We start from the raw sequence: 25,028 nt of genomic DNA on the forward strand, positions 1-25,028 counted from the left end.
CCGTGCGGGGCAACAGAGAGTGTGGACATGACAAGCAGACGCAGTTTCATCGGTGGTCTCGCGGTGGTCTTGACGGCCCCCGTCACCCTTGGCGCAATCGCGAAGGCGGCAACGAGCCCGACAAAATTTGATGAGGTCTTGCCGAAAATAAGGCGGATCGAGGCGAAAAGCGGTGGTCGGCTCGGCGTGGCCTGCCGACTCTCCGGAACGACGGCACAATTCGGCTATCGCGAGAACGAGCTGTTTCCGATGTGCAGCACCTTCAAGGCCCTCGCAGCTGCGTTCGTGTTGCATCGCGTCGATGGCGGCATCGAGCAGCTCGACCGCAACGTCAAGATCCCGCACGACGCTGTCATCGCGAATTCTCCGACGACCAAGAAACATGCTGGCGGCGAAATGACGGTAGCGCAGCTCTGCGAGGCCGCCGTGACAGTCAGCGACAACGGGGCGGCCAATCTCTTGCTGGAGTCCTTTGGCGGGCCGGCGCAACTGACGTCCTATCTGCGTTCGATCGGCGACAAGGTGACCAGGCTGGACCGGATCGAGCCGGAGCTGAACGAGTCGCTGCCGGGCGACGCGCGCGACACGACCTCACCGCTGGCCATGGCCAACAATTTTGAACGGCTGACGATCGGCAACAGCCTGTCGGACAAGGGTCGGGCGCAGCTTGTCGAGTGGCTGGTGGCCAACAAAACCGGCGACGAGCGCATCCGGGCAGCACTGCCGAAAGGCTGGACATGCGGCGACAAGACCGGAACCGGCGCGCGCGGCAGCACCAATGACGCGGCCGTGATCTGGCCGACTTCCGGCAATCCGATTGTGATGTCGGTCTATTTGACCGGCACGAAACAGAGCCTGGCCAAGCGCAACGCGGTGATTGCCTCTGTCTCACGGGCATTGGTCGAAGCGATCGAGGCGTAAGATCGGCCTATCGGGCGGCGCGGCGCTGCCGCGCGGCTCATTTCAGACGTGCTTGCGGCCGCCGGTTTCGCGGAACCAGCTGTCAGGGTAGGGATACCACCAGTCCTGGATAGCCGGTCTATGGTCGATGATGACCATCTTCGAGCGGCGGAAGGCATCGAGCCCCTGGCGGCCAAGCTCACGGCCGAGGCCTGACGCTTTCCAGCCGCCGAAGGGCAAGGCGTCATTGTCGATCAGCGGATTGTTGACCCAGACCATGCCGGCCTCGAGCCGCTCGGCCGCCTCATGCGCCTCGGCGAGATCGGTGGTGAACACCGAGGCGCCGAGCCCGAACGGGCTGTCATTGGCAAGTCGTATCGCCTCGTCGAAATCCTTGACCCGGCAGATCGCGGCAACCGGGCCAAAACACTCTTCGCGCACGATCGCCATGTCAGGGGTGACGCCGGTGAGGATGGTCGGCTCGTAGAACCAGCCTGTGTTGTGCGCTGGCGGAATGCGGCCGCCGGTGACTGCAACGGCGCCGTTGGCAATAGCGTCGTCCACCAGGCGCATGACCTTGGCCCGCGCGCCTTCGCTGACCAGCGGGCCGATCTCGGTCTTGTCCAGCCCGTTGCCGATGCGCAGCGCGCGCGTCCTTTCGGCGAACAGGTCGACAAAGCGGTCATGCACGGCGTCGACGACGAAGAAGCGTTCGGCCGAGGTGCAGACCTGGCCAGTGAGATGGAAGGCGGCGGTGACGCTGCCGGCAGCCGCGATCTCGATCGGGGCGTGTTTGCTGATGATCAGCGGATCGCTGCCGCCGGCCTCGATGACGCAAGGCTTCATGCGTTCGGCGCAGGCCACGGCCACCGCCTTGCCGGCGGCGACCGAGCCGGTGAAGGCGACGGCATGGGTGCGCTCCGAGGCGATCAGCGCCTGCGCGGTGGCGGCACCGCCGGGCAGGCAAGAGACCAGTCCTTCCGGCAGCGAGCGGAACACGGTCATGTAGTCGAGCGTCGACAGCGTCGTCGCTTCGGCCGGCTTGATGACGCAGGCATTGCCGGCGGCCAGCGAGGCGGCGACGGTCCAGCACATCAGCAGGATCGGGAAGTTGTAGGGCATGATGTGCACCGACACGCCATAGGGCTCGTAGCGCGCATACTGGAACGAACCGGCCTGCGTTGTGCCGGCGATCTTGCCGGCGTCGTCGCGCGCCATCTCGGCATAGTAGCGGAAGATCGGCGCGCAGTTGGCGATCTCGCCGATCGCTTCCGGATAAGGCTTGCCCATCTCACGCACCATCAGTTCGGCGCAGCGCGTGAAGTCGGCCGCCTCGATGGCGTTGGCGACGGCATGCAGATGCTTGGCCCGGCTCTTGGCGTCGAGTTTCTTCCAGGCGGCCTGCGCCTTGGTGGCCGCAGTGAGCACGGCATCGATCTCGCCGTCGCCGGCGGGCGCGATGACGCCGACCGTTTCCATCGTCGCCGGATCGATCACCGGTTTGTTCGGGCCGGCCATCGGCCGGTAATCCGGGTTGACGAAGAAAGCCGGCCGGTCAGGGGAGAAATGCATGGACATCCTCTCGGACCCGCTCAACGGATCATGTAGACCTTCTTGATCGTCTCATGGACGGTGCAGACGCCTTTCCAATCCTGTGGAAAAAACGCTGCCGTGTCCGGCTCGATCTCGATGATTTCGCCGGACTCATGGACGTAGGTGCAGCGGCCTTCGAGGAAGTGGCAGAACTCGTCGCGGGTGACGTGGCAATGCCATTTGCCCGGCGTGCAGACCCATAGGCCGCACTCGGAGCGACCTTCCGGCCCCTTGTACAGAAGCTTGCCCGAGGTGCGGGATTCGCCCTCGATCATTGTCGGGATGACGCCCCAGTCGACGAGGTCGGTAATAGTGAGTGGGGATTTCATGATGGGCGTGGTCATGTCGATTTCCTTGGAATGGGCGCTCACCGGCACATGAAGGCCTTGGTCAGCGTTTCGGTGATGATGGAGATGCCGGTCCAGCCGGCGGGGAAGAACACAAGCGTGCCGGCCTCGACCGGAATCTGCTCGCCATTCTCATGGACATAGCTGCCGCGTCCCGACAGGAAATGACAGAACTCGTCGGCAGGGAAGGTGACTTTTCGCGTGCCTGACGTGCATGACCAGAGGCCGCATTCACTCGATCCGTCCGGGTTCTGCGACAGGATCTTGCCAGAGGCGCGTGGCGAGCCGGCAAGCGTGTTGCTACCAGCGCCCCAGTCCTCCAGGTCCACGGTCGAGGCCTTCGGCCAATGCGGTGTCAGCACGTCATCAAACTCCGTGTACATTTGCTTGAGGATGATCTCGTCCGAAAGCCGGTTCCCACTTTTCGCTGGCGCGGTCCTTCGGTTCGGGATCATGCTTTCAGGCCAGCATGTAGACGTTGCGCATGGTCTCATGGACCGTGCACTCACCCGCCCAGCCGGCTGGGAACATGACCACGGTTCCGGCGGAGACTTCTATCACTTCGCCGACATCCGACCGGTAGGTCGCGCGGCCGGCGACAAAATGGCACAATTCGTCGCGCGGGATCGCCAGCCGCCAGCGCCCGGGCGTGCAGACCCAGATGCCCGATTCCGGCTGGTTGTTCGGCCCCTTGTGCACCAGCCGGCCGGTGGAATGCGACGCGCCTTCCAGCGCATCCGGCTGAGCGCCCCAGGCGACGAGATCAGTGCGGGTCGAGGCCTGGTGGAGGTGTGGGGCGGAGGAGGTCACAGCAATCTCTCCAGCAACCCAGCAGCCTTTTCCGGGCCGTTCTGCGCGTGCATCTGTGCCGAGGTCTTCGCCAGCTTGGCTTTCATCGCTGGTTCCGTCAGGCAGGCTTCGATCTTCGCGATCAGATCGGCATCGCTCCAGTCGTAGCGCGGCATGCCGAAGCCGTGGCCGGTTTCCTCGACGCGGGTGGCGTTGTCGTGACCGTCCCAGACATAGGGCATGATGATCGCCGGCTTGCCGAAATAGAGGCACTCGGTGAACGAGTTGTTGCCGCCATGGTGGATCACCGCATCGACCTGCGGGATGACCGAAGGCTGCGGGAACCAGCTCTCGACGATGATATTGCCGGGCACGTCCGTGTACTGGTCCTTGTAGCCGCCGACATTGACCAGCGCGCGGTAGCGCGTCTTGCCCAATGTCGCGATGATGCGCTTCAACAGGTCGACATCGCCGGCGCCCAGGCTGCCGAAGGAAACATAGAGCAGCGGCCCGTCATTGTTCTCAGCGAAGGTCGGCACCGTGTAGGGCTTTTCCTGACGCACGCAGCCTTCGAGATACTGGAATTTTGCCGGGTCGAGCGGATGGCGGCGCTTGAACTTCGCCGCCTCGGGATAAAGCAGCAGGTTTAGATAGGGCGAGGCCTCGAAGAACTGGCCGATCGGATAGGGCGCCTCGTTGTTGGCGGTGAGGAAGGTGTTGAAGTCGTCATGGATCGGCTTGATCACCGCGTTGAAATGGTCGCGGTAGCGCTGGTGTCCGGCATGGTCGTTCTCGCCGCAGCCGGAGAGATGCGGCGGAATGTCCTCATCCTCGATCTCGTTTTCCGAGCAGGAGATGACGCGCACCCACGGCTTGCCGAACTGCTTGATCGCCGGAAACAGGATGACGTTGTCGACGCAGATCACGTCCGGTTTGATGCTGGCCAGAACTCGCGGCAGGTCCTTCTGCGCCCATTTGGCGCTGTCGACGATCGCCGTCCAGCAATCCTTCACGTAATTGTCGACCTGGTCGTAGGGCGATTTGCGGAAGTTCGGGATGTGGCCGTTGATGAAATCCTCCCAGAACTTGGCCATCTGCTCCGGCGGCATCGGCTCGGACAGATTCACCGGATGGGCCTCGAAGCCGTAGCCCTTGTAGACATCGACGAAGCCGGGATCGGACAGGAACACGGCCTTGTGTCCACGCGCCTCGACCGCCTGGGCAATGCCGACGGAATTGAGCGCCGGGCCGTAGGCGGCTTCGGGAAAAAACGCGATCGTCTTCTGCGCCATCAGGCTTCTCCTTCAATCTGCGAAAATTCTGACATCGGCGGCGTCCCAGCCGAGTTCGACCTGGTCGCCCGACGAGACTGGCCGGCGGTCGGCGGCATCGGCGGTGACCCGAACGAGGAACGGCTTCGGTGACAGGGGGGTGCGCACATGCAGCTGCAGGTCGAGCCCCTGATAGGCCATCGCCTCGACCGTGCCGGTGGTGCGGTTGGCGGTCTCACCCGAGGGGAACAGCCGGATGCGCTCGGGCCGCACCGACGCGACAGCGGACGCACCGGGCGAAAGCGAGGCGGGAACCTTGCCGGCGATCCGGGTGCCATTGCCCGCCATGACGCCAACGGCGGCGGCCTTGCCCGACACGAAGTTCATCACACCGATGAAGTCGGCGACGAAACGGTCGCCGGGATGTTCGTAGATCGCGTGCGGGGTGTCGCATTGCAGCAATCTGCCGTCCTTCAGCACCGCCATGCGGTCGGCCATGACAAGCGATTCTTCCTGGTCGTGGGTGACGATGACGAAGGTGATGCCGACCTCGTGCTGCAGGCGTTTCAATTCCAACTGCATGGCGCCGCGCAGTTTCTTGTCGAGCGCGCCGAGCGGCTCGTCGAGCAACAGCAGCCGGGGCCGCTTGACCAGCGCCCGGGCGAGCGCGACGCGCTGCTTCTGGCCGCCCGACAATTGCTCCGGCTTGCGGTCGGCGAAGGGGACGAGTTCGGTTGTCGCCAGGATGGCATCGACGCGGGAGCGGATTTCGCTAGCCGGCAAGCGCTCCATCTCCAGCCCATAGGACACATTGGCCCGGACGCTCATATGCGGAAACAGCGCGTAGGACTGGAACATCAGATTGACCGGCCGTTTGTTGGGCGGGGTCCTGGCGATATCGCGCCCATCGAGCAGGATCCGTCCGCCACTGGGCGTCTCGAAGCCGGCCAGCATGCGCAGCAGCGTGGTCTTGCCGCAGCCGGAAGGGCCGAGCAGGGCGAAAAACTCGTTCTCGCGGATGTCGAGCGAAATGCCGTCGACGGCGGTAACGCGGCCGAAATTCTTCGACACCTTGTCGATGGCCAGCAGCGTGCGTGGTTCGCTCATTGGCCGATAATCCCGCGGTTGAGACGCTGCGACAGGGTCAGCGCGGTGATGCTGACCGCCATGACGATGGTCGCCAGGGCGTTGATCTCCGGCGTGATGCCGAAGCGGATCATCGCATAGATCTGCATCGGCAGCGTGGTCGAGGCGCGGCCGGCGCCGGCGGTGAAAAAGGCGATGATGAACTCGTCGACCGACAGCGTGAAGGCAAGCAGCGCGCCGGCGATCACCGCCGGCAGGATGACCGGCAATGTCACCCGCCGGAAGGTGGTGACGGCGGAGGCGCCAAGGTCGGCTGACGCTTCGACAATCGACCAGTCGAAACTCTTCAACCTTGCGCGCACCACCGAGCAGACGAAGGCGAGGTTGAAGACGACATGAGCCAGGATGATGGTGTGCAGGCCCATGGTCAGGTTGAGCATGGAGAAAAACGAGAGCAGCGCGATGGCCAGCACGATGTCGGGGATGATCATCGGCGCGAAGATCAGCGCCTCGAGGCCCTTGCCATACTGCCGGCGCATCTCAACGCCGATCGCCAGCAGCGTGCCGAGCAGTGTGGCGATGGCCGTCGAGACCAGCGCCACGATCAGCGTATTGAGCGCGGCGGAGAGGATGGCGGAATTGCCGGCCAGCGAGATGTACCATTTCAGCGAAAAGCCGGACCATGCCGTCGGCAGTCCACCTTCGTTGAAGGACAGCGCCACCAGCACGGCAATCGGAATGTAGAGGAAGGCGAAGACGAGGCTCAGTAGCAGCCAGAGTGCGCGCCGCGTGGTGGGAGAGCGCTCAGCCATCGGCGCCACCGCTCACTTGCGCGGTCCGGCCCGAGGCGCGGTCGGCGGCCAAGGCCTGCGCCATCAGCACCAGAAGCATGATCGCGATCAGCGCCATGGCCAGTGCTGCGCCGAACGGCCAGTCATTCGCGGTTAGGAACTGGTCGTAGACGAGATTGCCGATCATCTGGAAGCGGCCACCGCCGAGCAGCGCCGGCGTGACGAAATTGCCGATCGACAGCACGAAGACGAAGACCGCACCGGCGGCGATGCCCGGCACGGTCAGCGGCAGGATGACCCGGCGAAAGGTGGTCATCGCCGACGCGCCGAGGTCACGCGAGGCTTCGGCGAGTTCCGGATTGAGCCGCGACAGTGGCGCGTAGCAGGCGAGGATGACGAACGGCAGGTAGTTGTAGACCAGGCCGGCGATGACGGCGCCTTCCGTATAGAGCATCGACGGTGGCTCGCCGGTGTAGCCAAACCAGCGCAAGAGCTGGGTGATCAGCCCTTCGCGGTTGAGCAGCACGATCCAGGCATAGGTGCGGATCAGGTAGTTGGACCAGAACGGCAGCACGGCGAAGAACAGGAACACCGGCTGCAACCGGCGCGGTGCGGCTGATATGGCATAGGCGGCGGCATAACCGATCACCACCGCGACGAGCGTCGCTGTGCCGGCGATGCGTGCCGAGTTGAGGAAGATGCCGGCATAGAGCGGGTCGAAGACCAGCCCGAAATTCTCCAGCGTAAAAGTGTATTCGATGCCGCCATAGATGCCGCGCCGGAAGAAGGCGAGCGCCAGCACCAGCGCGCACGGCACCACCATCAGCGCGGTCAACCAGACCAGCGCAGGGGCCATCAGCAAGGAGGAGCGAAGTCGGGTCTGGGACAATTTTCGGGTACCGCTCAGGGCCGGCGGCAGAAGCGCCGCCAGCCGTGATGTCTGATTTGAGGCCGTTTACTGCGCGGCCTTGATCTCGCTGACGATCTTCGAATAGTCGCGCTGGGCGTCGCCGACATCCCGCAGTTGCTCGAACTTGACGAGGTCGGCCACCGGCATCGCCATGTTGGGGAATTTTGCCAGGAAATCGGCCGGCAGGCTTTCCATGGCCGGCTTGTTCGGCACCTTGTAGTCGATGTTCTGCGCCGCCCAGGCGTGGTTCTTGGCGTCGAGCATGAAATTGATGAACTGGAAGGCGGCGTCCTTGTTGGCCGAGGCCTTCATCACCACCATCGTGTCGACCCACAGATCGGAGCCTTCCTTGGGGATGACGTACTTGATCTCGGGCTTCTCGGCGATGCCGTAATTGCACCAGCCGTCCCATGCCTGCACCATCAGCGCCTCGCCGGAAACCAGCTTGGAATAGAAGGTGGTGTCGTCATAGGCGAGCAGCGTCTTCTTGGCCGAGATCAGCAGGTCCTTGACCTCGGCCATCTTGGCCGGATCGGTCTCGTTGACGGAAAAGCCCTTGTCGAGCTGGCCGGCGGCCAGCAGCCAGCGATCGGTCGCCAGCATGGTGGTCTTGCCCTTCAGCTCATCGGAGGGGGCGAGCAGGTCGCTCCAACTCGTGGGCGCGACCTTCATCAGGTCGGAGCGATAGCAGAGGCCTGTCGTGCCCCAGGTGTAAGGCACGGAAAACGTGTTGCCGACATCGTGCGGAAGCTTTGTCGCTTCCGGATAGAGGTTGGCGAGGTTGGGGACCTTGGCGTGGTCGATGGGCTCGGTCAGGCCGAGCTTGTTCAACACTTCGGCGAAGGGCGAGGAGACGAAGACCACGTCATAGCCTTTGCCGCCGGCGGCGATGAGCTTGCCCATGATCTCTTCATTGGTGGCATGAACAACCACCTCGCCAGAAACCCCGGTCGCGGTCTTGAAGGCGGCCATGGCGTCGGGGGCCATGTAGCCGTCCCAGTTGGAAATGACGAGGTCGGCAGCCATAGCCGGCGCCGACAGCGCCAAGGCAAGGCCGAGTGCGATTGACGGCATCTTCAGCGAACGGTGCCGCAGAAAGGTCGTGGCGGTCATGACAGGTTCCCCATTCTGGTTGATCGTCGAATTCATTCGCCGGACCAACGCCTGCGACCCGTGCCGCCGCCTCGATCCTGTTCCCTCGGTCTTTTTTGGCCGATTGTCCTGACAGTACTATTGCAGAAAAAAGTACGTCAATCCATAATTTGCCAAGCGACCGAGGAATCTGGCCGATTGCGTCCGCGAGGCCGATCGGTCAAAGCGTATAGGCCACGTCCGTTCACGAGCATTGTCATGCAAGCCGCAGCCCGACGACCCCGCACCAACCACCTCGATCTGGCGCAGCGCATCCTGGATGTGGCGCGGCAGCGCGGCTTCGAGCCCGGCGCACGCCTGCCGGAGCAGCAGATCGCGTCGCTGTGCAATGTTTCGCGCACGCCGGTGCGGGCGGCGCTCAGCCTGCTTGCGGAACAGGGCGTTGTGCGTTGGGAGGCAGCATCGGGCTATCATCTGGCCATCGACCTCACCGCGCAGGCGACTGTTGCCACGGAACTGCCTGTCACCGAGGAGGACGAGCTTGCCGAGGCGATCCTGCGCGACCGGTCGGCGCGGCGGCTGGACCAGACAGTAACCGTCGCGGGACTGATGCGGCGGTACGATGCTGAACGAAAGACGGTACTAAAAGCGCTCAACAAACTGACGGAAGAGAATCTTCTGGACCGTGCGCCGGGGCAGTCCTGGCTTTTCAGGCGTGCGCCAGACGATCCGGAGGCACAAGGCGAAAGCTATGAGTTCCGCTTGCTGCTGGAACCGGCCGCCATCCTGACGCCCGGCTTCCGGCTGGACGGCGCACGTGCCGCGGCATTGCGCCAGAGCATGGAAGCGCTGTCGGCACTGGCGGACGCCGCCTTCGACACACGCGAGTTCCAGCGGCTGGACATCGATTTTCACGGCATGCTGGCCGAGGGCTGCGCCAACCGCTTCGTGGCCGACGCGCTGGCCGATCACCTCAGGCTGCGCCGGCTGCCAGGCATCTATGCCGGCGTCAACGTCTTCCGGCTGCGGCAGTCGCTGCGCGAACACCTGAATATACTCGACCATCTTGAAAGCCGGCAGTATGAGGTGGCTGCCGATCTGCTTCGCATTCACCTGCGGCTCTCCCGCAACCAGCGACCGCAAGCGGCCAGTCGCGGGGCTCCCGCCCTGTTCGGCATGATCAGCCGGCCGGAATGACGAGGATTGATTGACGCGTAAAGCCAGCCCGACCATCGCGCTGTTTCCCGAAGCCAGTTTCGGCGCGGCGTTGAATTGCGTCGGCATTGCGCAGGCGCTGCGGGCGAAAGGCGCCCGGCCTGTCTTCATCTGCCATGCCGGCTTTTCCGGTGTCTTTGCCGACTATGGTTTTCAGGAATATCAGCTGCCGACCGACGAGCCGCTGAGCGACAGCGAGCGCCAGAGCTACTGGCAGGCTTTCGTGCGCAGGCATCTGCCGCATTTCAGGCTGAGCCCGATCGACCAGCTCGAAACCTATGTAGCGCCGACCTGGCAAGCGATCGTCGACACCGCGGTCAATGCCGAGGCGCCGCTGCGGCAATTGTTGGCGCGTCTGAAACCGGACGCGGTGGTGCTCGACAATGTCATCATGTTCCCAGCGATCGCCGCGGCCGGCTGCCCGTGGGTGCGTGTCGTTTCCTGCGCCGAGACCGAGCTTCCGGACGCTGCCGTGCCGCCCTATCTGTCGGGGCTGGGCGCTGACGACCCGCAACGCGCGGCGTTCGAGGCCCGCTATCTCAAGGCCTCGGCGCCCGCGCATGACCGCTTCAACCGCTTCCGGGCGGATGCCGGCCTGGCGCCGCTGCCGAAGGGCTTGTTCCTCGAAGCCTCGCCTGACCTCAACCTGCTGCTGACGCCGACGATCGTGCGCCGCGAGCGCGCCGAGCCGCTCGATCCAGCCCGCTTCGTCTATCTCGAAGGCTGCGTGCGTTCGGAAGGCCCGTTCCAGGTGCCGGTGTTTCCGCGCAATGGCGGACCGCTGGTCTATGTCAGCTTCGGCAGCTTAGGGGCCATGGATGTCGGGCTGATCGAGCGTATGCTGGCTGTGTTCGACAGGCTGCCGGCGCGGTTCATCGTCAATGCCGGCGGCTTGCGCGACGCCTATCGCGCGGTGCCGGACAATGTCTATCTCGATGCCTGGTTTCCGCAGCCCTCGGTGGTGGCGAAGTCGGACCTGTTCATCCACCATGGCGGCAACAACAGTTTTTGCGAGGCGCTGCGATTCGGCGTGCCGTCGCTGATCATGCCCTATTGCTGGGACGGGCATGACAATGCGCGGCGCGCCGAGGAGACCGGCGTCGGCAATCATATCGGCCGTGACGGCTGGACCGAAGGAGTACTGGAAAGCGCCATTCTCGGCCTGCTGGCCGATGACGCAATGCGCGCCCGCCTCAGGGACAATGCAGCCCATATGGCGCTGACCCCTGGAACGGACGTGGCCGCGCAAGCCATACTCTCTCTGATACGGACATGAACGAAATGCCTGACAAGAACACGAATACCTCGCTCTCCGGCGCCAGCGACCCCAAGGCCTGGCTGGCCCAGTACTGCATCAACGAGGTCGAGTGCCTGGTGCCCGACATGAACGGCGTCCTGCGCGGCAAGGCGCTGCCAACGGCCAAGTTCCTCAAAGCACTGGAAGACCGCGCGCTCTATCTGCCGAGCAGCGCTTTTCTGGTCAGCATCGACGGCCGCTATTCCGGCTCGATCGACGAGGGTTTTGCCTATCAGGACCCCGATATGCGCATGGTGCCTGACGTTTCGACGCTCTGCCTGGCGCCTGGCGCGGCCGCTGGCAAGGCCTATGTGTTTGCCGATGCCTTCCACATGGACGACCGGCCATGGATGGCCTCGCCACGTCATGTCTTGCGGGCAGTGCTCGACCTCTATCGCCAGCGCGGCTGGCGGGCGGTGGTGGCGCCGGAGCTTGAATTCTATCTGACCGCGCCCAATCCCGACCCCGACCGGCCGCTGACCGCACCGGTTGGCGGCAATGGCCGCACGGAGACTGTGCAGCATCCCTATGACATGGCCGCGCTCGAGGAATTCGAGCCGGTGATCCGCCGCATCTATGACTATGCCGCAGCAGCGGGGCTGCCGCTCGACACGCTGATCCATGAATCGGGCACGGCGCAGCTGGAGATCAATTTCCTGCACGGCGATGCGCTGCCGCTGGCCGACAAGGTGCTGCTGTTCAAGCGGCTGACGCGCCAAGCCGCGCAGCAAAGCGGCATGCACGCCACCTTCATGGCCAAGCCGATCGCGGCACAAGCGGGAAGCTCGATGCATCTGCACGTGTCGGTCATCGACGAGGCCGGCAAGACGCTGTTTGCCGGCACTGATGATGCCGACACCGAGATGTTCGGCCATTTCATCGGCGGCCTGCAGACATATGTCCCCGAGATCATGCCGCTGTTTGCGCCGAACGTGAACTCGTTCCGCCGCATCCGCCCAAACCACAGCGCGCCTGCCAACATCGAATGGTCGCACGACAACCGCTCCTGCGGCCTGCGCGTGCCGGCCGGTGGTCGCGCCGCGCGGCGGATCGAGAACCGCTTGCCGGGTGCCGATTCCAATCCCTATCTGGCGATCGCCGGCTCGCTTCTCGCAGGCTACCTCGGTGTCGAGCAGAAACTCGCGCGCTCGGCCGAGGCGTCGGGCAATGCCTACAAGATCAAGAGCACGCTGCCGAAAACCATGGAGGAGGCGCTGGATCGTTTCACCGCTTGCGAGCCGGTGCGGATACTGCTCGGCGAGGACTTCTTCCAGACCTATCTGCGCGTCAAGAGCGTCGAACTCGACCTGTTCCAGGGCGTGGTGACGAGCTGGGAACGCGACCACCTGCTGCTGAAGGTGTGATGATGGGCTTCAATTCCGAGGGCTTCAATTCCGGCCTGGATATCGGCAAATCCTACTATGTCGCGACGGCTAATCCGTCGCCGGACCATCCCGCCCTGCAGGGCGATGTCGACACCGACCTGGTGGTGGTCGGCGGCGGCTGTACCGGCCTGTCGGCGGCCCTTCACGCCGCCGAACGCGGGTTGAAGGTGGTGCTGCTCGAAGGCGGCAAGATCGGCTGGGGCGCATCGGGGCGCAATGGCGGCCAGATGATCCCCGGCCTGCGCAAGGGCGCCAAAGGCCTGGTCAAGCTCTACGGACCTGAACGGGCGAAGGCGTTGTTCGACCTCGCCTTCGAGGCGCGCGGGCTGGTGCTCGACATCATCGAGCGTCATGCCATCGATTGCGATCTCCGGCTGACCGGACATCTGGTCGGCGCGGTCAACGGCTCCGATCTCAAGGATCTTGAGGAAGAAGCCGAGTGCCTGGCCGCAGTGATGAAGTTCCCGCATGCCGAAATCCTGTCGGCGGCGGACGCCCGCTCCAAGGTCGATACGCCCTATCACGGCGCGATGTACGAGCCGCTTGGCGGCCACTTGCATCCGCTGAATTACACGCTCGGCCTTGCGCGCGCCGCGGTCGCGGCGGGCGTTGTCATCCACGAGAATTCGATTGCCGTGCGGCTGGAGCGGGAGCCTTCGATCAAGGTCTCGACGGCCAAGGGGTCGGTCCGGGCAAAGCATGTCGTGCTGGCGGGCGATGCACTGCTCAACGGGCTGGAGCCGCGTGTCAACAGCCGCATCATGCCGGTCGGCAACTACATCGTCGCCACCGAGCCGCTGGGAGGCAAACGCAATGTCATCCCGGCGAATGTCGCGGTGTCCGACACCCGCTTCGTCGTCAACTATTACCGGATGTCGGCGGACGGACGCCTGCTCTTCGGCGGCGGCGAGCGCTACACGCCGTCGCCGCCGGCCGACATTGCCGGCTTCGTGCGGCCGCATTTGGAAAAGACCTTTCCGCAACTTCGGGGCTGCCGCATCGATCACGCCTGGGGCGGGCTGGTGTCGGTGACGACGTCGCGCCTGCCGCATGTCGGGCACTATGGCGAGGTCTATTTCGCGCATGGCTATTCCGGCAAGGGCGTGATTCTTTCGACGCTGTCGGGCAAGCTCCTGGCCGAGGCGATCACCGGCGACGCCGCGCGGCTCGACCTGTTCTCGACGCTGACGCCCATGCCGTTCCCCGGCGGCACGGCGCTGCGGGGTCCGCTCTATGTGCTCGGCATGCTCTGGTACGCGATGCGCGACCGCATCAAGCATTGAGAGTGCGAGATGCAACCCCGATGAATTAGACGACGAAGAAATCCTCGATGCGCTGCCTGGCCTCAAGCAGCGCCGGCAGGATTTCCCGTTCCATCTCCTCGACGGTGAAGCGGGCCGACTGGGTCGAGACGTTGATGGCCGCGACCGTGCGCTCCGCCCGGTCGCGAATCGGCACGGCGATCGAGCGCAGGCCGAGTTCCAGCTCCTCGTCGACGATGGCAAAGCCGTCCGTCTTCGCCTTGCCGATGGCGTCAGTTAGCAGATGCCGGTCGGTGATCGTCTTCAGCGTCCGTCTCTCGATCGTCGCCTGGCCGAGAAATGTGTCGAGTTCTTCAGGTGTCAGGCCGGCAAGCAGGATGCGCCCCATCGAGGTGCAATAGGCCGGCAGACGGGTGCCGACATCGAGCGATACGCTGAGGATGCGCCGGCCGGGAATGCGGGCGACATAGACGACATCCTGCCCCGACAGGATCGCCGCCGAGCAGGCCTCGTTCAATTGCGTCGCCACGGCACGCATGATGGGGGCAGCGAAGCTCCACAGCGAGGCGCCGCCGAGCCAGGTGCGGGCGACCGTCAGCAGGCGCGGCGACAGGGAGAACACGCGCCCGGCTTGGGTCGCGTAGCCGGTGGCGACAAGTGTCAGCAGGAATCGACGGGCGCCGGCGCGGGTCAGTCCCGCTTGCTCGGCCATTTCGGTCAGCGTCATGCCTGAGGGGTGCCGTGCCAGGATCTCCATCACGGCAAGGCCGCGCTCGAGCGAGCCGACATGGTCGCGGGAAGCGGCCTCTTCGTCCATCTCACCTCCACGGGGGTCATCGGCGCCCGGATTGACTCGACGCCATCACTCGGCGTAATAAGTATCGCATACAAAACATATGTTCGCAATACGAACATTTTGGACCCGGAGCCCAAGCGATGGTCAAGTTCCTGCCGCTCAAACAGGCCGTGGCCGAAAATCTGAACGATGGTGACTCGGTCGCCTTCGAGGGCTTCACCCACCTGATTCCGACTGCGGCGGCGCATGAGGCAATCCGCCAGGGGTTTCGCGACCTGACCTTGATCCGTATGACGCCGGACCTGATCTACGACCAGATGATCGGCATGGGCATGGCGAAGAAGATCGTCTTCTCCTATGTCGGCAATCCAGGCGTTGGCCTGCTGCGGCGGGCCCGCGACGCCATCGAGAACGGCTTTCCCAGATCGATCGAGATCGAGGAACACAGCCATGCCGGCATGGCCAATGCCTATGAGGCGGGTGCGGCTGGCCTGCCCTGCGCGGTTTTTCGTGGCTATCGCGGCGCTGGGCTGGCGGCGGTCAATCCGAACATCAAATCGGTGACCTGTCCGTTCACCGGCGAGGTGCTGGCGGCCGTCCCCTCGATCCGACCTGACGTCACCTTCATTCATGCGCAGAAGGCGGACAGGAAAGGCAATGTGCTGGTCGAAGGCATTATCGGCATCCAGAAGGAAGCGGTACTGGCGGCAAAGCGCGCAGTGGTGACGGTGGAGGAAGTGGTCGACAATTTAGACGATTTGCACCCCAATTTGACCGTGCTGCCGCGCTGGACCATCGCAGCGATCTCCGTCGTGCCCGGCGGGTCGCACCCGTCCTACGCGCATGGCTACTATGCGCGGGACAATGCGGCTTATCTGGAATGGGACGAGATCGCCGCCGACCGGGAAAAATTCCAGGCGTGGATGCAGGCGAACGTCATCGAGAGGAGTGCCGACGACTTCGCAGGCCGCGTCGAACATCTGAGGAAAGCGGCATGAGCGACAATCCGGGCTTCACCCCCAACGAGATGATGACCATCGCCGCCAGCCGTGCGCTGGGGAATGACGATGTCTGCTTCGTCGGCATAGGCGCGCCGTCGGCCGCCTGCAATGTGGCGCGGCTGACGCATGCGCCTGACATCACGCTGATCTACGAGAGCGGCACGATCGGCACCGCGCCAGACGTGCTGCCGCTGTCGATCGGCGATGGCGAATTGTGCGAAACGGCGATCACCACTGTCGCGGTGCCGGAGATGTTCCGCTACTGGCTGCAGGGCGGTCGCATCTCGATCGGCTTCCTCGGCGCAGCCCAACTCGACAAATTCGGCAACATCAACACCACCGTCATCGGCGATTATCTCCACCCCAAGACCCGGCTGCCCGGCGGCGGTGGCGCGCCGGAGATCGCAACGTCGTCGAGGGAGATCTACATCACCATGGCGCAGACCAGGCGCGGCATGGTCGAGAAGATCGACTTCTTCACCTCCTTCGGCCATGGCGACGGTGGTGACCATCGCCAGCGGCTTGGCATCGACACCGCTGGCCCAACCTTGCTGATCACCGACCTCGCCATCTGGAAGCCGGACCCGGTGACCAAGGAATTCACGGTGGTGTCGCTGCATCCAGGTGTCACGCGCCAGCAGGTGCAGGACACCTGTGGCTGGATCGTAAAGTTCGCGGAGGCGCTTGACGAAACCCCGGCGCCAAGCGAACTCGAACTCACGACATTGCGCGACCTGCAGGCCCGCACCAAGGCGGCGCATGAGGGAACCGGAAAAGCAAAGGCTGCATGACATGGCCCAGGCCTATATCTGCGATTACGTCCGCACGCCGATCGGCCGATTCGGCGGTTCGCTGTCTTCGGTGCGCGCCGATGATCTCGGCGCGATCCCCCTGAAGACGCTGGTCGAGCGCAATCCCGGCATCGACTGGCAGGCGGTCGACGATGTCGTCTATGGCTGCGCCAACCAGGCCGGCGAAGACAATCGCAACGTGGCGCGCATGGCGCTGCTGCTGGCCGGCCTGCCGAAGGAGATTCCGGGCTCGACCGTCAATCGCCTGTGCGGCTCCGGAATGGATGCGCTGACGATCGCAGCGCGGGCGATCAAGGCCGGCGAAACGGAACTGATGGTCGCCGGCGGCGTCGAATCGATGAGCCGCGCGCCCTTCGTCATGCCCAAGGCCGACACCGCGTTTTCGCGCAACGCCGAGATTTATGACACCACCATCGGCTGGCGTTTCGTCAATCCGCTGATGAAGACGCAGTATGGCGTCGATTCGATGCCGGAGACCGGCGAGAACGTCGCCGCGGATTTTTCGGTGTCACGCGCCGACCAGGATGCCTTTGCCGTGCGCAGCCAGGACAAGGCCGTCGCGGCACAAGCCAATGGCCGGCTGGCCAAGGAAATCACGCCGGTGACGATCCCGCAGCGCAAAGGCGATCCGGTGGTCGTCTCCAAGGATGAGCATCCTCGCGCCGGCACCACAATCGAGGCGCTGGCCAAATTGCCGACGCCGTTCCGGCAAGGCGGCACGGTGACGGCCGGCAATGCCTCTGGCGTCAATGACGGGGCGGCGGCGTTGATCGTTGCTTCTGAAGCGGCCGTCAAGAAATATGGCCTGACGCCAATCGCCCGCATTCTTGGCGGGGCTGCCGCCGGAGTGGCGCCGCGCATCATGGGCATCGGCCCGGCGCCGGCGACGCAGAGGCTCTGCGCGCGGCTTGGCCTGACCCCAAAACAGTTCGAGGTCATCGAACTCAACGAAGCCTTTGCCTCGCAAGGCATCGCCGTGCTGCGCCAGCTTGGCATTGCCGAGGATGCTGAACACGTTAATCCGAATGGCGGCGCCATCGCGCTCGGCCATCCACTCGGCATGTCGGGCGCCCGCATATCCGGCACCGCGGCGCTGGAGCTTCGCGAGCGCGGCGGCCGCTATGCGCTGGCGACCATGTGCATCGGCGTCGGCCAGGGCATAGCGATCGCCCTCGAAAGGGCCTGATCGGCAGGCCTTCTTGGCGGCTAAGATCGACGCTGATTCTGGCGCGGTCAAATTTGACCGTGTGGACAAAAGTCCGGACCCGTTCCATAGTTTCCTGTCTGACATTTTCACGAATGGCCGGCTCGACACGGCCGTCGAACAGAGGGGAATGCAATGGAAAATCCGAAGAATAGATTCCAGATAAAACGCGAAGGGCTTTCGCGACGCAACGTGCTGGAACTGGGCGCGCTCGGCCTGGCTGCAGCGATGTTGCCGGGCGCCGCCTTCGCCAAGGACAAGAAGCTGAAGGTGGCGGCGATCTTCGCCACGCCGATCGAGGAGCCATGGGACAACCAGATCCATGTCGCGTTGCAGAAGGCCGAGAAGGAACTCGGCATCGAATACAAATGGTCGGAAAAAGTGCAGACCGCCGATTTCAGCCGCGTCATGCGCGAATATGCGCAAGGCGGCTACCAACTGGTGCTGGGCGATGCCTTCGCGGCCGAGCGTGAATCGCGCCGCACCGCCAAGCAGTTCCCGAAGACCGCCTTCCTGTTCGGCTCCGGCGCCGGTCCGGCAGAACCCAATTTCGGCGTCTTCGACAACTGGATCCACGAACCGGCCTATCTGTCCGGCATGATCGCCGGCAAGATGTCGAAGTCGGGCACGATCGGCGCCGTCGCGGCGATGGGCATTCCGGAAGTGAACCGGCTGGTCAACGCCTTCTTTGCCGGCGCAAAGGAGGTCAACCCCAACATCAAGAAGAAGGTCGCCTTCATCGGCTCGTTCTTCGATCCGCCGAAGGCCAAGGAAGCGGCCGTCGCCCAGATCGACGCCGGTGTCGACGTCATCTATGCCGAACGTTTCGGCGTCATCGAAGCGGCGGTGGACAAGAAGATCCTCGCCATCTCCAACATGTCCGACCAGTCGAGCCTCGGCCCCGACACGGTCATCACCGGCCCGGTCTGGGACATGTATCCGACGGTCGAACAGGCGATCAAGCTGGTCAAGGCCGGCGTCTTCACGGCGCAGGACTATGGCGATTTCTCGCGCATGGCCAAGGGCGGCTCGCATCTCGCGCCCTACCACAAGTTCGACAAGACGTTGCCGGCCGACGTCAAGGATCTGGTCGAGAAGAAGAAAGCCGAAATCCTCGAAGGCAATTTCCGCGTCGATGTCGACGAGAACACGCCGGTTTCGGATTGAGTTCTTTAACCCTCCCCCTTGCGGGGGTGAGCAGCCGGTTCGCCGCATGCGAATTCATCGTGCCGGGGCACGATGAAAGGCCAGTGAACGCCGGGACGCTGCGAACCAGCGTGGACCCGGCAACTCACCGCCCGGCCCTTCGCAGGCTAAGGGCGTTCGAAGCTCGAAAAGCCAAGCAATTGGCTTTTCGTCCGCTGCGCGGATCGCTTCTCACCCGACAAGGGGGAGCGTGAAGAGCCGCGCCGACGCAACCTCACCAGGATCCCGCCTTGCCCGCCCCACTCATCGAAATGCGCGGCATCACCAAGAGCTTCGGCGCCGTCAAGGCGAACGAGGCTGTCGATCTTACCGTCGCGCCGGGCGAGATCCTCGGCCTGCTGGGCGAGAATGGCGCCGGCAAGACGACGCTGATGAACGTGTTGTTCGGTGCCTATGCGCCCGATGCCGGTGAGATTCTCATCCAGGGCCAGCCGGTGCGGATCACCAGTTCGGCCGATGCGCTGGCCGCCGGCATCGGCATGGTGCACCAGCATTTCCATCTGGCGCCAAGGCTGACGGTGCTGGAGAACCTGCTCATCGGCATTCCCGGTAGATCGGGGCGGATCGACCGGGCCGGCGGGCTGGTCCGGCTGTTGGAAATCGGCCGCCAACATGGGCTGACGCTCGATCCCGACTTGCCGGTATCGGCGCTGTCGGTTGGCGAGCAGCAGCGGCTTGAGATCGTCAAGGCGCTGTTTCGCGGTGCCAGGCTCTTGATCCTCGACGAGCCGACGGCGGTACTGGCGCCGAGCGAAGTCGAAGGACTGTTTTCGGCTTTGCGGTCGATGGCGGCGCAGGGTCTCGGCATCATCTTCATCTCGCACAAGCTCAACGAAGTGCGGGCGCTGACGCATCGCTGCACGGTGCTGCGGCTCGGCCGCGTCGCCGGTCGTGTCGACGACCCGGCCAACACGACGTCGGCCGCAATGGCGCAACTGATGTGCGGCCACGAGATCGTGCCGCCGGCAAGGGGGCCATCGACACCCGGCGCGGCGGTGTTGACGCTCGATGGCATTTCGACGTCGCAGCATTCGGGCACGGCGCTGCGCGACGTGTCGCTTTCCGTCCGCGCCGGCGAGATCCTCGGCATTGCCGGTGTCTCGGGCAATGGCCAGCGGGCGCTTGCCGAGGTGATCTCGGGCACGCGTGTGCCCGATGCCGGCCGGATGACGATCGCCGGCCTAAAAGTGTCGCGGTTTTCGCCACGCGAGGTTCAGGCGCTCGGCCTCGGACGCATTCCGGAAGACCGGATGACGACGGGTCTGGTCACCAACCTGCCGCTCGCCGATTCGATGGTGCTGCCGCGCATCGGCACGGCGGCGTTCAGCAGCAAGGGCCTGCTCAAGCCGGATGCGATCCGCGCCTTCGCCGAGGCGCAGATCAAGGCCTATGACATTCGCTGCCCCGGGCCGATGACCCGCGCCGGGGCGCTGTCCGGCGGCAATCTGCAGAAGGCGCTGCTGGCGCGCGAGCTGGCTTTCGATCCGAAGGTGCTGATCGTGTCTCAGCCGACGCGCGGGCTCGACATCGGCGCTGCCCGCTTCATCCACGAAAAGTTCCTCGACATGCGCGCCAAGGGCTGCGGCATCATCGTCATCGGCGAGGATCTCGAAGAGCTGCTGGTGCTCTGCGACCGCATCGCGGTGATGTATGAGGGCCGCATCGCCGGCACGCTCGACAGCGCCGATGCGACGGTGGCACGGCTCGGGCTGATGATGACGGGCGCGGAGGGCCACAGCTGATGTTCCGCCTGGAAGTCCGCACCTCGACGCCCGCCTGGTTCAATCTGGCCTTGCCGCTGCTGGCGATCGCGGCGACGCTTGTCCTGTGCAGCGGCCTGATCGCGCTGGCCGGGGCCGGCGTCCTCGAAGCCTATGGTGTGATGTTCACCGCTTCGCTCGGCGACAGCTACGCCATCACCGAAACGATGGTGCGTGCCGCGCCGATGATCTTCACCGGGCTGGCGGTGGCCGTCGCCTTCCGGGCAAAATTCTGGAACATCGGCGCCGAGGGACAGTTGCTGGCAGGGGCGGTGGCCAGCTGCTTCGTCGGCGCGATCCCGATGCCGGGGCCGCTCGCCATGCTGTTGATGGCGGTGGCCGGGGCCGCCGCAGGCGCTGCCGTCGCTCTGGTGCCAGCAACGCTGCGGGTCAAATTCAAGGTCGATGACGTGGTCAGCTCGCTGCTGCTCAACTCGGTCATCTACTATGCGCTGATGGCGCTGATCGAAGGGCCGTGGAAAGACAGTTTCAGCGGCTATCCGATCTCGCCACCGATCGAGGATTCGGCCAATTTCCCGGTGCTGCTCGAAGGCACGCGCCTGCATCTCGGCGTGGTCGTGGCGCTGATCGCAGCACCGGTCATCTGGTTCCTGATCGTGCGCACGACGCTCGGCTTCCGGATCAGGGTCACCGGTGAGAATCCCGAAGCCGCTAGATATGGCGGTATCCATGTCGAGCGCGTGCTGATCTCGACCGCGCTGCTGTCCGGGGCGCTGGCCGGGCTGGCCGGGGTCGGCGAAGTCGGCGGCGTGCATTTCCAGGTGATGAGCGACATCTCGCCGGGCTACGGCTATTCCGGCATCGTCGTCGCCATGCTGGCGCGTCTCAATCCGCTTGGTGTGGTGCCGGCGGCGGTCTTCCTCGCCGCGGTGATGACCGGCGCCGAGGCGATGTCGCGGGCGACCGGCGTTCCGGCCTTCCTCAGCGATGTCATCCAGGGCACGGCGCTGCTCGCCATGCTGGTGGGGCTGCTGTTCACCGCCTATCGCATCCGCCGGGTCGGAGCCGCCCGATGAGCGCGGTGTTCGAACAGATATTTCAGGTCGGCTTCCTGGCTGCCATCATCCGCATCGCCACGCCGCTGGCGTTTGCGACGCTCGGCGAAATGTTCTCCGAGCGGGCCGGCGTGCTCAATCTCGGCATCGAAGGCATCATGCTGCTCTCGGCGATGACCGGCTTCACCGCCACCAGCCTCAGCGGCAGCCTGTGGCTCGGCGTGCTGGCGGCGGTGCTGACCGGCATGCTGATGGGCGGGCTGCACGCGCTGTTCACGGTGGCGCTGGGCCTCAGCCAGCATGTCTGCGGCATTGGTGTCACGCTGTTCTCGTCGGGGCTCGCCTATTTTCTCTACCGCCTGATCTTCGGCCAGCAATCGGTGCCGCCTAGCATCAAGGGGTTCGAGACGCTGCCGATCCCGGTCCTCTCCAGCATTCCGGTGCTGGGGCCGTCGGTGTTCAACCAGTTTGCGCTGGTCTACATGGCGATCCTGGCCATTCCGCTGGCAGCCTTCGTCCTCTACCGCACGCCATGGGGCCTGTCGGTGCGCATAGTCGGCGAGAATCCGCGCGCCGCCGATTCAGCCGGCGTCAGCGTCATCGCGACCCGCTTCCAGGCGGTGATCCTCGGCGGTGCACTGATGGGGCTGGCCGGCGCCTTCCTGTCGATGGCGCAGTTCAATGCCTTCACCTTCGGCGTGGTGTCCGGCCGCGGCTGGGTGGCGATCGCGCTGGTCGTCTTCGGCCGCTGGGATCCGTGGCGCTCGGCTGGGGCGGCGCTGCTGTTCGCCTTTGTCGATGCCCTGCAGTTGCGGATGCAGGCGAGCGGGCTCGGCCACATCCCCTACGAGGCGTTCCTGATGCTGCCCTTCATCTTCACCATAGTCGCCATGGCCGTGATGTCGCGCAATGCGGTGGCGCCATCAGCGCTGCTCAAGCCGTTTCGACGCGAGGAGCGCTGACGGCCAGGGCTGTCAGCGTCCCGATGATCACATCGCGGTAAAGCCATTGTCGACGAACAGATGCGTGCCATTGACGAAGCTGGCCTCGTCGCTGGCCAGGTAGAGCGCTGCCTTGGCCACCTCTTCCGGCTCGCCGATGCGGCCCTGCTGCGCCGCCAGTGCCGCGTCGGAGACGTCGACGCCGAGCCGGCCGAGATCGGCAACCTCGCGCAGGCCGTGCGGCGTGCGGATGAAGCCCGGGCAGACCGCATTGCAGCGGATGTTGCGGTCGCGGAACTCGACGGCGATGGCGCGGGCGAACATGTGGCAGGCGCCCTTGGTGGTGTCGTAGAGCACCTCCATCGGCGTCGCCGCCACCGCCGAGATCGACGAGGTGCAGACGATCGAACCGCCGCCGGCCGATATCATGCCGGGCAGCACGGCGCGCGTCATCAGGAACATCGAACGCACATTGACGGCATGCAGCCAGTCCCATTCCTGCACCGTCGTCTCCAGGAAGGGTTTGATGACGATGGTGCCGGCATGATTGAACAGCACGGTGACCGGGCCGAGTTTTTCGGTCGCGCCCTTCACTGCGGCCTCGACCTGGGCTTCGTCGGACACGTCGGCCACCCAATGTTCGGCTATGTGTCCCCGCGCGCGGATCGCCGCCGCGGTTGCGGCGGCTGCTTCCTCATTGCGGTCGACGATCGCCACTTTGGCGCCTTCCGCGGCGAACAGCTCCGAGGCCGCGCCGCCCATTCCCGTTGCACCGCCTGAAATGATGGCAACCTTGCCGGCCAGTCTCGTGCCCATTTTTCTGCTTCCCTGTTGGACGATTTTGGATGCGCTCAGGGGCGATGCTATCCCGCCCGCTCCGGCCGGCCAATGCACGAATTGGGTGCAGCGGGCACAAGGCCACAGGTCCATTGAAGGCCGGGAGCAACGTGGGCAGGCCATGTGGATCGGTGGCCAAGACACGCCACCTAAGCAATCTGTTGCCAATTTTCGGCTCGATGTCAGAAAATCTTTCTGCCTATCGCTTAAAAATAGCAATCGACAAAGTCTACAAGTTTTATAGATTAACCAGCGAGACGGAGGTCGATATGTCCTATATCCAGAACGCCCAGACGGATCGCAGCGGCCAGAAGCTGGCCAATGCCCAGGCCTTCCGCCCGGCCTATGCCGGTGCCTTCGCCTATCTCGTCTTTGCCCTTGCGTTCGTGTTCACCGGGGCAGTTGTTCTGGGCCTCATTCCCTGAGTCGTCAGATCGACCGGGGTTAGCGCGCGCAGCTTTCAGGTAATCGGAGTTGAATGAACCGGACCGCCGGTGCGCTTGCGCGCGGCTGGTGATCCGAATTTCACCGCATCAATGATTCCAGTGATGGAGGAGATGGCAATGCCGATCGAGTTCACGCATGTTCCCGGAAAGACTCATCCCGCTGGGGCCGCCGTTCCCTTTTTCTACGACTTTGCCGAGACCGCGACCAAGCTCGGGCTGATCGAGGATGGCGGCTTCCGCAAGATCGTCGTCGACGATACGGCCGGGCTGCTGACCAATATGGATCTCGCTGCCCAGGTGCTCGACCGCACCTCGTCGCTGGAAGTCGTGCTTACCCACTGGGCCGGCGTGATCGAACCGACGGTGGCGGCCCGCCAATTGGCGTCGATCGACAGGAAAAGCGGTGGACGGCTGGCGCTCAGGATGATCAGCGAACCGCTGAACGACGACGATGCCGAAACGCGCCCGGTCGGGCACACCGTCATCTGGCAGCGCATCGATGAATATCTGGTGCTGCTGAAGCGGTTGTGGTCGAACGACCGGCCGTTCGACCATGAAGGCGCGTTCTACAGCATCAAGGGCGGCTATGTGCCGCGCAAGGGTCCGCACGGCGCCGACCTGGTCATCCGCATGGGCGGGCAGTCTGGAACGGCACTCAAGGTGGCCGGCCGGCATGCCGATATCTTCGAACTGGCGCCAGGCTCGATCGACGAGGTCCGGCAGCTGATGGAGCGGGTGCGCGGCGCTGCCGCCGAACACGGCCGGGCCGGCAAGCTGCGCTTTGCGCTTCCGGTCAGGATCCACCAGGGTGCTTCCGCCACCAGCCACAAGGCGGTCGATGTTGCCGGACCGCCGGCCCAGGCCGCCCTCTCGCTGCTTGCCTATGCGGCTCTCGGGATCGATGAATTCATGATTGTCGGCGTCGACTCGCCGCGCGAGATCGCGACCGTCGGCCGTGAAACGATCGCCCTGCTGCGCAATTCGCTGGCGCGTCGCGAAACCGACGCTTTCCAGCCCGGGGCGTTTGCATCTCGCTCGGGTCTGGAGACGCGCGCCGCGGGCTGAGGTTCC

At 64.4% G+C, this 25,028-nt stretch carries 25 protein-coding genes; 14 read left to right on the top strand and 11 right to left on the bottom strand.

The features are described 5' to 3' along the window. The first annotated feature begins 27 nt into the window (after positions 1-27). Entirely contained in the window at positions 28-921 is an 894-nt protein-coding gene (gene bla, locus AC1RZR_RS06705; RefSeq protein ID WP_481828037.1) for a class A beta-lactamase, read from the top strand. A gap of 42 nt (positions 922-963) precedes the next feature. On the opposite strand, the gene AC1RZR_RS06710 is transcribed toward bla, so the two are convergent. The 9 genes from AC1RZR_RS06710 to AC1RZR_RS06750 form a co-directional block, all read right to left on the bottom strand. Then, positions 964-2,472, bottom strand: a complete 1,509-nt coding sequence (locus tag AC1RZR_RS06710) for an aldehyde dehydrogenase family protein (protein WP_481828038.1) — start codon at positions 2,470-2,472, stop codon at positions 964-966. Positions 2,473-2,492: 20 nt separating this feature from the next. Continuing rightward, positions 2,493-2,837, bottom strand: a complete 345-nt coding sequence (locus tag AC1RZR_RS06715; protein ID WP_477268974.1) for a cupin domain-containing protein — start codon at positions 2,835-2,837, stop codon at positions 2,493-2,495. A gap of 23 nt (positions 2,838-2,860) precedes the next feature. Continuing rightward, positions 2,861-3,223, bottom strand: a complete 363-nt coding sequence (locus tag AC1RZR_RS06720) for a cupin domain-containing protein (RefSeq protein ID WP_481828039.1) — start codon at positions 3,221-3,223, stop codon at positions 2,861-2,863. Positions 3,224-3,299: 76 nt separating this feature from the next. Next, entirely contained in the window at positions 3,300-3,650 is a 351-nt protein-coding gene (locus AC1RZR_RS06725) for a cupin domain-containing protein (protein WP_481828040.1), read from the bottom strand. Then, a complete protein-coding gene (locus tag AC1RZR_RS06730) occupies positions 3,647-4,921 on the bottom strand; it encodes a glycosyltransferase (RefSeq protein WP_477268977.1) in 1,275 nt (424 codons plus the stop codon). The genes AC1RZR_RS06725 and AC1RZR_RS06730 overlap by 4 nt, the downstream gene beginning before the upstream one ends. A 12-nt stretch (positions 4,922-4,933) precedes the next feature. After that, entirely contained in the window at positions 4,934-6,007 is a 1,074-nt protein-coding gene (locus tag AC1RZR_RS06735; RefSeq protein ID WP_481828041.1) for an ABC transporter ATP-binding protein, read from the bottom strand. Next, positions 6,004-6,798 (bottom strand): ABC transporter permease, encoded by a 795-nt coding sequence (locus AC1RZR_RS06740; RefSeq protein ID WP_481828042.1) that lies wholly within the window; start codon positions 6,796-6,798, stop codon positions 6,004-6,006. The genes AC1RZR_RS06735 and AC1RZR_RS06740 overlap by 4 nt, the downstream gene beginning before the upstream one ends. After that, positions 6,791-7,633 (bottom strand): ABC transporter permease, encoded by an 843-nt coding sequence (locus AC1RZR_RS06745; protein ID WP_481829033.1) that lies wholly within the window; start codon positions 7,631-7,633, stop codon positions 6,791-6,793. The genes AC1RZR_RS06740 and AC1RZR_RS06745 overlap by 8 nt, the downstream gene beginning before the upstream one ends. A gap of 99 nt (positions 7,634-7,732) precedes the next feature. Continuing rightward, positions 7,733-8,800: a polyamine ABC transporter substrate-binding protein gene (locus AC1RZR_RS06750; RefSeq protein WP_477268980.1), complete on the bottom strand. Its 1,068-nt coding sequence runs from the start codon at positions 8,798-8,800 to the stop codon at positions 7,733-7,735. 237 nt (positions 8,801-9,037) lie between these two features. Here AC1RZR_RS06750 and AC1RZR_RS06755 point away from each other — a divergent pair, with 237 nt between their 5' ends. The 4 genes from AC1RZR_RS06755 to AC1RZR_RS06770 are packed head-to-tail and all read left to right on the top strand — an operon-like array spanning position 9,038 to position 13,959. Continuing rightward, positions 9,038-9,976 (top strand): GntR family transcriptional regulator, encoded by a 939-nt coding sequence (locus tag AC1RZR_RS06755; RefSeq protein WP_477268981.1) that lies wholly within the window; start codon positions 9,038-9,040, stop codon positions 9,974-9,976. 10 nt (positions 9,977-9,986) lie between these two features. Next, the gene (locus tag AC1RZR_RS06760) at positions 9,987-11,270 is read left to right on the top strand and encodes a nucleotide disphospho-sugar-binding domain-containing protein (RefSeq protein ID WP_481828043.1); all 1,284 of its coding nucleotides are present in this window, start codon (positions 9,987-9,989) and stop codon (positions 11,268-11,270) included. 5 nt (positions 11,271-11,275) lie between these two features. Further along, positions 11,276-12,655 (top strand): glutamine synthetase family protein, encoded by a 1,380-nt coding sequence (locus AC1RZR_RS06765; protein ID WP_481829034.1) that lies wholly within the window; start codon positions 11,276-11,278, stop codon positions 12,653-12,655. A 2-nt stretch (positions 12,656-12,657) separates the two neighbouring features. Continuing rightward, a complete protein-coding gene (locus tag AC1RZR_RS06770) occupies positions 12,658-13,959 on the top strand; it encodes an NAD(P)/FAD-dependent oxidoreductase (protein ID WP_481828044.1) in 1,302 nt (433 codons plus the stop codon). 25 nt (positions 13,960-13,984) lie between these two features. Here AC1RZR_RS06770 and AC1RZR_RS06775 read toward each other — a convergent pair whose 3' ends face one another. After that, the gene (locus AC1RZR_RS06775; RefSeq protein WP_481828045.1) at positions 13,985-14,755 is read right to left on the bottom strand and encodes an IclR family transcriptional regulator domain-containing protein; all 771 of its coding nucleotides are present in this window, start codon (positions 14,753-14,755) and stop codon (positions 13,985-13,987) included. Positions 14,756-14,874: 119 nt separating this feature from the next. On the opposite strand from AC1RZR_RS06775, the gene AC1RZR_RS06780 reads away from it, so the two are divergent. The 7 genes from AC1RZR_RS06780 (at position 14,875) to AC1RZR_RS06810 (ending at position 22,695) form a co-directional block, all read left to right on the top strand. Further along, positions 14,875-15,732: a CoA transferase subunit A gene (locus tag AC1RZR_RS06780; RefSeq protein WP_481828046.1), complete on the top strand. Its 858-nt coding sequence runs from the start codon at positions 14,875-14,877 to the stop codon at positions 15,730-15,732. After that, the gene (locus AC1RZR_RS06785) at positions 15,729-16,526 is read left to right on the top strand and encodes a CoA-transferase subunit beta (RefSeq protein WP_481828047.1); all 798 of its coding nucleotides are present in this window, start codon (positions 15,729-15,731) and stop codon (positions 16,524-16,526) included. Before AC1RZR_RS06780 ends, AC1RZR_RS06785 begins: the two co-directional genes overlap by 4 nt. 1 nt (position 16,527) lies before the next feature. Continuing rightward, positions 16,528-17,733 carry a 3-oxoadipyl-CoA thiolase gene (pcaF, locus tag AC1RZR_RS06790; protein ID WP_481828048.1) on the top strand — a complete coding sequence of 402 codons (1,206 nt, stop codon included), beginning with the start codon at positions 16,528-16,530 and terminating at the stop codon, positions 17,731-17,733. A 153-nt stretch (positions 17,734-17,886) separates the two neighbouring features. Continuing rightward, on the top strand, positions 17,887-18,918 hold the full coding sequence (locus tag AC1RZR_RS06795; RefSeq protein WP_481828049.1) for a BMP family protein: 1,032 nt from the start codon (positions 17,887-17,889) through the stop codon (positions 18,916-18,918). Between the two features lie 269 nt (positions 18,919-19,187). Beyond that, on the top strand, positions 19,188-20,699 hold the full coding sequence (locus AC1RZR_RS06800; protein ID WP_481828050.1) for an ABC transporter ATP-binding protein: 1,512 nt from the start codon (positions 19,188-19,190) through the stop codon (positions 20,697-20,699). Continuing rightward, positions 20,699-21,754 (top strand): ABC transporter permease, encoded by a 1,056-nt coding sequence (locus AC1RZR_RS06805; protein ID WP_481828051.1) that lies wholly within the window; start codon positions 20,699-20,701, stop codon positions 21,752-21,754. Before AC1RZR_RS06800 ends, AC1RZR_RS06805 begins: the two co-directional genes overlap by 1 nt. Beyond that, positions 21,751-22,695 carry an ABC transporter permease gene (locus AC1RZR_RS06810; RefSeq protein ID WP_481828052.1) on the top strand — a complete coding sequence of 315 codons (945 nt, stop codon included), beginning with the start codon at positions 21,751-21,753 and terminating at the stop codon, positions 22,693-22,695. The genes AC1RZR_RS06805 and AC1RZR_RS06810 overlap by 4 nt, the downstream gene beginning before the upstream one ends. A 27-nt stretch (positions 22,696-22,722) precedes the next feature. Here the strand turns inward: AC1RZR_RS06810 and AC1RZR_RS06815 are convergent, their stop codons facing one another. After that, a complete protein-coding gene (locus tag AC1RZR_RS06815; RefSeq protein WP_481828053.1) occupies positions 22,723-23,490 on the bottom strand; it encodes an SDR family NAD(P)-dependent oxidoreductase in 768 nt (255 codons plus the stop codon). A gap of 152 nt (positions 23,491-23,642) precedes the next feature. Here AC1RZR_RS06815 and AC1RZR_RS06820 point away from each other — a divergent pair, with 152 nt between their 5' ends. Both AC1RZR_RS06820 and AC1RZR_RS06825 read left to right on the top strand, forming a co-directional pair. Beyond that, positions 23,643-23,936: a hypothetical protein gene (locus AC1RZR_RS06820; protein ID WP_481828054.1), complete on the top strand. Its 294-nt coding sequence runs from the start codon at positions 23,643-23,645 to the stop codon at positions 23,934-23,936. A gap of 138 nt (positions 23,937-24,074) precedes the next feature. After that, positions 24,075-25,022, top strand: a complete 948-nt coding sequence (locus AC1RZR_RS06825; protein WP_481828055.1) for an LLM class flavin-dependent oxidoreductase — start codon at positions 24,075-24,077, stop codon at positions 25,020-25,022. Positions 25,023-25,028: the final 6 nt, after the last annotated feature.

The organism is Mesorhizobium bavaricum (genome assembly GCF_056781655.1).